7 protein-coding genes and 1 pseudogene are annotated in these 4,711 nt (G+C 34.8%); 5 read left to right on the top strand and 3 right to left on the bottom strand.

The genetic code is table 11. The features are described from left to right. Positions 1-185: 185 nt before the first annotated feature. Both QZN27_RS09030 and QZN27_RS09025 read left to right on the top strand, forming a co-directional pair. The gene (locus QZN27_RS09030; protein WP_296786668.1) at positions 186-392 is read left to right on the top strand and encodes a molybdopterin-binding protein; all 207 of its coding nucleotides are present in this window, start codon (positions 186-188) and stop codon (positions 390-392) included. Between the two features lie 16 nt (positions 393-408). Beyond that, positions 409-577 (top strand): annotated as a pseudogene (locus tag QZN27_RS09025) (molybdopterin-binding protein). Positions 578-807: 230 nt separating this feature from the next. Here QZN27_RS09025 and QZN27_RS09020 read toward each other — a convergent pair. Genes QZN27_RS09020 through QZN27_RS09010 form a run of 3 tightly spaced genes read right to left on the bottom strand, consistent with a single transcriptional unit; the run spans position 808 to position 2,506 of the window. Beyond that, positions 808-1,245: a molybdenum cofactor biosynthesis protein MoaE gene (locus QZN27_RS09020; RefSeq protein ID WP_296786664.1), complete on the bottom strand. Its 438-nt coding sequence runs from the start codon at positions 1,243-1,245 to the stop codon at positions 808-810. 50 nt (positions 1,246-1,295) lie between these two features. Then, positions 1,296-1,829, bottom strand: coding sequence for a nicotinamide-nucleotide adenylyltransferase (locus QZN27_RS09015; protein ID WP_296786662.1), 534 nt, complete (start codon positions 1,827-1,829; stop codon positions 1,296-1,298). Between the two features lie 8 nt (positions 1,830-1,837). Then, positions 1,838-2,506, bottom strand: coding sequence for a hypothetical protein (locus QZN27_RS09010; RefSeq protein WP_296786658.1), 669 nt, complete (start codon positions 2,504-2,506; stop codon positions 1,838-1,840). 130 nt (positions 2,507-2,636) lie between these two features. Here QZN27_RS09010 and QZN27_RS09005 point away from each other — a divergent pair, with 130 nt between their 5' ends. The 3 genes from QZN27_RS09005 to QZN27_RS08995 all read left to right on the top strand — a co-directional run. Beyond that, complete coding sequence (locus QZN27_RS09005) at positions 2,637-3,317, top strand: hypothetical protein (RefSeq protein WP_296786656.1); 681 nt, start codon at positions 2,637-2,639, stop codon at positions 3,315-3,317. After that, positions 3,314-3,844, top strand: a complete 531-nt coding sequence (locus QZN27_RS09000) for a DUF367 family protein (RefSeq protein WP_296786653.1) — start codon at positions 3,314-3,316, stop codon at positions 3,842-3,844. Before QZN27_RS09005 ends, QZN27_RS09000 begins: the two co-directional genes overlap by 4 nt. 93 nt (positions 3,845-3,937) lie before the next feature. Then, the coding region (locus tag QZN27_RS08995) for a hypothetical protein (RefSeq protein WP_296786650.1) at positions 3,938-4,711 on the top strand (774 nt) is incomplete at its 3' end.

The raw sequence follows: 4,711 nt of genomic DNA, 5'->3' as shown, positions 1-4,711 counted from the left end.
GTGCCAATTGATTCTAATTCGACTTTCATAATTATTATATTCGTCATTATCATTATTAAAACTTACTTTTTCGATATGAAGCATTTCAGGTAATCGATTTAAAAAGTCTTTATTTGCCAAAAAACGAAAGATTTATATACAATTCGATACAAGATTATAAGTGTAAAACACATTGAGGTGAAAAAATGAAACTTAGTGCAAGAAATCAATTAGAAGGTAAAATTACAAATGTAGAACTTGGAGCTGTTATGGCTAACATTAAAATCGAAATTTCAGAACCTAATACTATTACCGCTGTTATAACTAAGGAATCAGCTGAAAAATTAGGTTTAGCTGAAGGCGATGATGTATGTGCAATCATCAAATCCACTGAAGTAATTATCGGTAAATAAATTTGAGGTGTTTGATATGAAACTTAGTGCAAGAAATCAATTAGAAGGTAAAATTGTCAGCGTTGACTGAACCTAACACTATCACTGCAGTTATCACCAAAGAGTCTGCTGAAAAATTAGGTTTAGCTGAAGGCGATGACGTTACAGCTATCATAAAATCTACCGAAGTAATCATCGGCAAATAGATTCAAAATATTATTTTTTTACATCTGGGGTTTAAAAAAAATTAAAATGGCATGGCTTTTCAGCCATGAATCAATTATTAAGTTTGTAGGATTAGTATCCTATAAATCCTAATAATATTAAAATTACAAGAATAACAATTCCTGCTTTTAAGAGTGTTTTTAGGTTTTTAATTATGGCATAGATAATGAGGAATATGATTATTATCCTTAAAATATGCATTAACATGGGATTATCCTCCTGCTAGTATTGTTTTGGTTCCTTCTTTGGAGATTTCCTCTTTTTTAAATTCAACATCATATTTGACAGTTTCAATTACTTCTTTTAGAGCATCAAGGGTTTCTCCACGGTGTGCACCAAGAACTGCAACTAAAAACAGCATGTCTCCAGTGTAGAACTCACCTATGTAGTGAATAACGGATATTTCATGAACATTATATTTGATTTTAGCGTTTTCCACAATTTTTTCAATTTCACTTTTTGTTTTTTCCTTGTCAGGTGTTGTTAAAATTAACTTTTCAAGGTTCATGTTTTCTTCTTTTCCGCGTACAATTCCTTCAAATGTGAAAATCGCACCTGAATAATCAATCTTTTTGTCTTTTTTTAATCCAGCTATTAAGTCTGCTGTTGTAACTTTATCTTCTTTTGCTTCTATTACTCTTACAACCATTATTTCATCTCCAAGTAATATATTATAATAAAACTATTATATAACTATTGTTATAAATCACTTACTTCCTTAACTGATAAATTTTTCAGTCTTTCAACGCCATTGATTTCAGTAATCAAATCAACGCTGGCCTGGGGAACCAATTCCTGCCAGTTTTCATCATTTAAAATTCGTCTTCTAACCTCACTGCCAGACAAATGCAGACGATCGTAAAGAGGAGGTTGTCTGACTTCATAGCCTTCCTCACAGAACAGCTGCTTAACTAATGGATTGCCTGAATAGACAATACTGAACGGAGGGGTCAGCATTTTAACATGAGATGGCCATATTGCATTGAAATTGATGTCCTGCATTGGAATGATGTAGTATCTTGACGGGTCAACATCTTTTTCAGCCAGAGCCTGACTCATCATTACTATGCGCTCTCCTGCAGTGAACGGGTCTTTAAGCTCATGGCTTAACTGAGCGCTTCCGATACCTATGATAATCTCATCCACTTCTTTTAGAATTTGTTTGATTACTTCCATATGGCCGTTATGGACAGGTTGCATACGGCCAATTAGAATTCCGCGAACTTTATTCATATTATCACCTAAGGTGTCAGTTCATCTAAACTTCTGATTAAATTCTCAGCAGTCTTATGTTTTTGAGATAGGGAATCTGTAATGCATGTTTCAACAAGCAAGGTATTGATTCCTTTGTCAGCTATCGGTTTTGTAACCTTCTCAGGGCTTGTTCCCAAATCAAAGTTATAATCGACAAGATTTACGTCACCGCATATCTTGGAAATATAAGAATTGATCTTGTCTGTCCTGTTTGACAGGCTGAATACAAAGTTCGAATACTCATATTCGGGGTTAATCTCATGGACATCCACTACAATGAATGGTTTTTCTTTTGTAATGTCTGGAACAATGAATTTATTTGCAAGCTCCTCGCCTGCTGCACGGGTTTCGTCATGGGAAGTCAAGTTGGATATTGTCTGGACATAATAAATAACATAACGCTTGGTTAAATTATTGGCGCCGTTTTCTGAAGTAATGTTGTGGATAGTCCTGTTGACCTCCTCGTGAATTTCATGTTCTCTTGGATGAACTCCCAAAATAATTCCAACGGTTTCATTGGAAGAAGGATCTCCGGCTATAATCTTATAGACTGTACCGTTGACGTTGCTTCCAATTTCAGTAACATTGTAAATATTATTTGGGTTATTATTTACCTGACTGATAATAAAAGATAAATTGATTATTACAATAACCACTAAAACAATTAGTAATATTTGATATTGAAATTTTTTGTTCATAAATATAACCTATTTAAATATCTGCCTAAACTTATATAAAGACTTTTCACCAAAATTAATAACATAACATATAATAGGAGTATTTTCAATGGAAAATAAAAATATAATTATAATTGCGGTAGTAGTTGTAATAATTGCTATTTTAGGAGTTATATTTGCCACCGGAATATTGAACGGCGGTGAAAAAACAGCAGGAGTCACCACTCCATTCAAGACAGAATTTATGGAAGGTACTTTTGCTGGAAATGTTAGCTTAGAAAACGATAGTGAAAAATTCATGCATTCATATGAGGATAAGGAAAACAAGATAACATATAACATTTCAACTGTTGACGATTCAGATGCCCTCATGGACATCTATTACCTTCAGGGTGTAATGAACCCTGAAAAACGTAACTTTAACGGAAATGACTGGAATATCTACTTCACCCAGGCTGTAGAAGGAAACGATACAAATTCATCAGATAAGCCAATGAACATTGTCATATGTCAATCACAAGGTGAAAAACAGGGTTATCTCATCTATATGATTATTGATGCAAAATCCAAAGTAAATGCAACACTCAATACATATGGACAATCCTATACTGACTTTGTTGAACCGCTGCTTAAAAGCGTTACCTTAAAGGAAAGCAAAAACGTTCCGAAAATCTATGAGGAATTCGGATTGACAGAGGACCAGTTTGCACAGCAAATGGATTTGATTAAAGAATATAAGGCAGGAAACACTTCTGTTTTAGATCAACAGCAAGAGGCTGCAGCTGAATGAGGATTACAGTTTTTCATGCAAACGAGTGCGACAAGAAAAAGTGCACTGCCATAAAACTGGCAAAAATGGGGAAATGCAGGCTTGTTGAAAATATCAACAAGATTCCCTCAGGTGCAATAGTTCTCAATCCGTATGCTGAAAAGGCTGTATCCTATGAAGACTACAGATATGTTCAAAGGAGAGGAATTGTAGGACTTGACTGTTCCTGGAATGAGGTGTCAAGTTCTAAAAAATTCTTTTCACTTTCAAAATACCACCGATCATTACCTTTTTTGATAGCCACAAATCCCGTAAACTATGGAAAGGCATGTATCCTATCCACTGTTGAGGCAATCAGCGCCACACTTTACATCACACGTTTTAAAGAGGAAGCCATCGATTTGATGGATGGATATAAGTGGGGCCACACTTTCATCGAACTGAACCATGACCTGCTTGAGGCATACAGTGAAGCAGACACCAGTGCAGAGGTCGTTAAGGTTCAAAATGAATTTTTAGCCGAGAAAGGCATTAATTCACAGGACTAATTTTTTTCTTTTTGAAAGATTTTGCTTTGTATCAATGTTTAAATAATTTGAAATTTAAAATTACAATTACACACATTATTCGGAGTTTTTAATATGAATAAGAAAATTTTATCAATACTATTTTTATTAGTATTCCTTTGTGCGGTTGCACATGTCAGTGCCGCTGAAATTTCTGATGATGCAGTCGCTTCTGACAACTCAGATAACATCAGTCTGGAAGAGAATGCTGATGAAGATATGAAATTAAGCGAAGCTGCAAGTGATGTTTTAGCTAATAGTACTGGAGATGATTCAACAGAACCTCCAACCAACACAACTCCTGCTCCTGTTGTTGAAAAGTCAACAGCAGTCATAAAGGCATCAAAAGCTAAAGTCGCTTATAAAAAAAGCACAAAATGGAAAATCAAATTGGTGGATTCTAAGAAAAATCCTATTGCAAAGACAAAGATCCTTTTAAAAATATATACTGGTAAAAAATTCAAGAAAGTTTCAGTATGGACAAATGCCCAAGGTGTAGCAACCTACAACACCAAATCTCTAAAAGCAGGTACACATAAGGTTGTGGCAAGCCTGGCGGATGACACCTATAATTTCAAGGCGGTTTCAACATCAATCAAGGTGATTAAACAGACTCCATTGAAGATATTTGCCAAAAAGACTACCATGAAGGAAGGGTCTCTTCTGACAATTTTGGTTATGAACAAGAAAACCAAAAAGCTGGTAAATGGAGTGAAACTCAAATTGCTTATCTACACAGGCAAGAAGTACAAAACCATAACAGTAAAAACCAAAACATTCAATAAGCTTAAAGGAATGGCGGGTTATGCAACTAACCAGTTGAGTGTAGGTACACATAAGGTTAAAATC

It is taken from the genome of uncultured Methanobrevibacter sp. (genome assembly GCF_900316895.1).
Classification (GTDB): Archaea; Methanobacteriota; Methanobacteria; order Methanobacteriales; family Methanobacteriaceae; genus Methanocatella.
Note: the sequence above shows the minus strand (reverse complement) of the source record. Positions and strands in the feature narration are given on the sequence as shown.

Excerpts from the sequence above, each read along its gene's own strand:
- QZN27_RS09030 (WP_296786668.1), top strand. The coding sequence starts at position 186 with ATGAAACTTAGTGCAAGAAATCAATTAGAAGGTAAAATTACAAATGTA.
- QZN27_RS09020 (WP_296786664.1), bottom strand. The coding sequence starts at position 1,245 with ATGGTTGTAAGAGTAATAGAAGCAAAAGAAGATAAAGTTACAACAGCA.
- QZN27_RS09015 (WP_296786662.1), bottom strand. The coding sequence starts at position 1,829 with ATGAATAAAGTTCGCGGAATTCTAATTGGCCGTATGCAACCTGTCCAT.
- QZN27_RS09005 (WP_296786656.1), top strand. The coding sequence starts at position 2,637 with ATGGAAAATAAAAATATAATTATAATTGCGGTAGTAGTTGTAATAATT.
- QZN27_RS09000 (WP_296786653.1), top strand. The coding sequence starts at position 3,314 with ATGAGGATTACAGTTTTTCATGCAAACGAGTGCGACAAGAAAAAGTGC.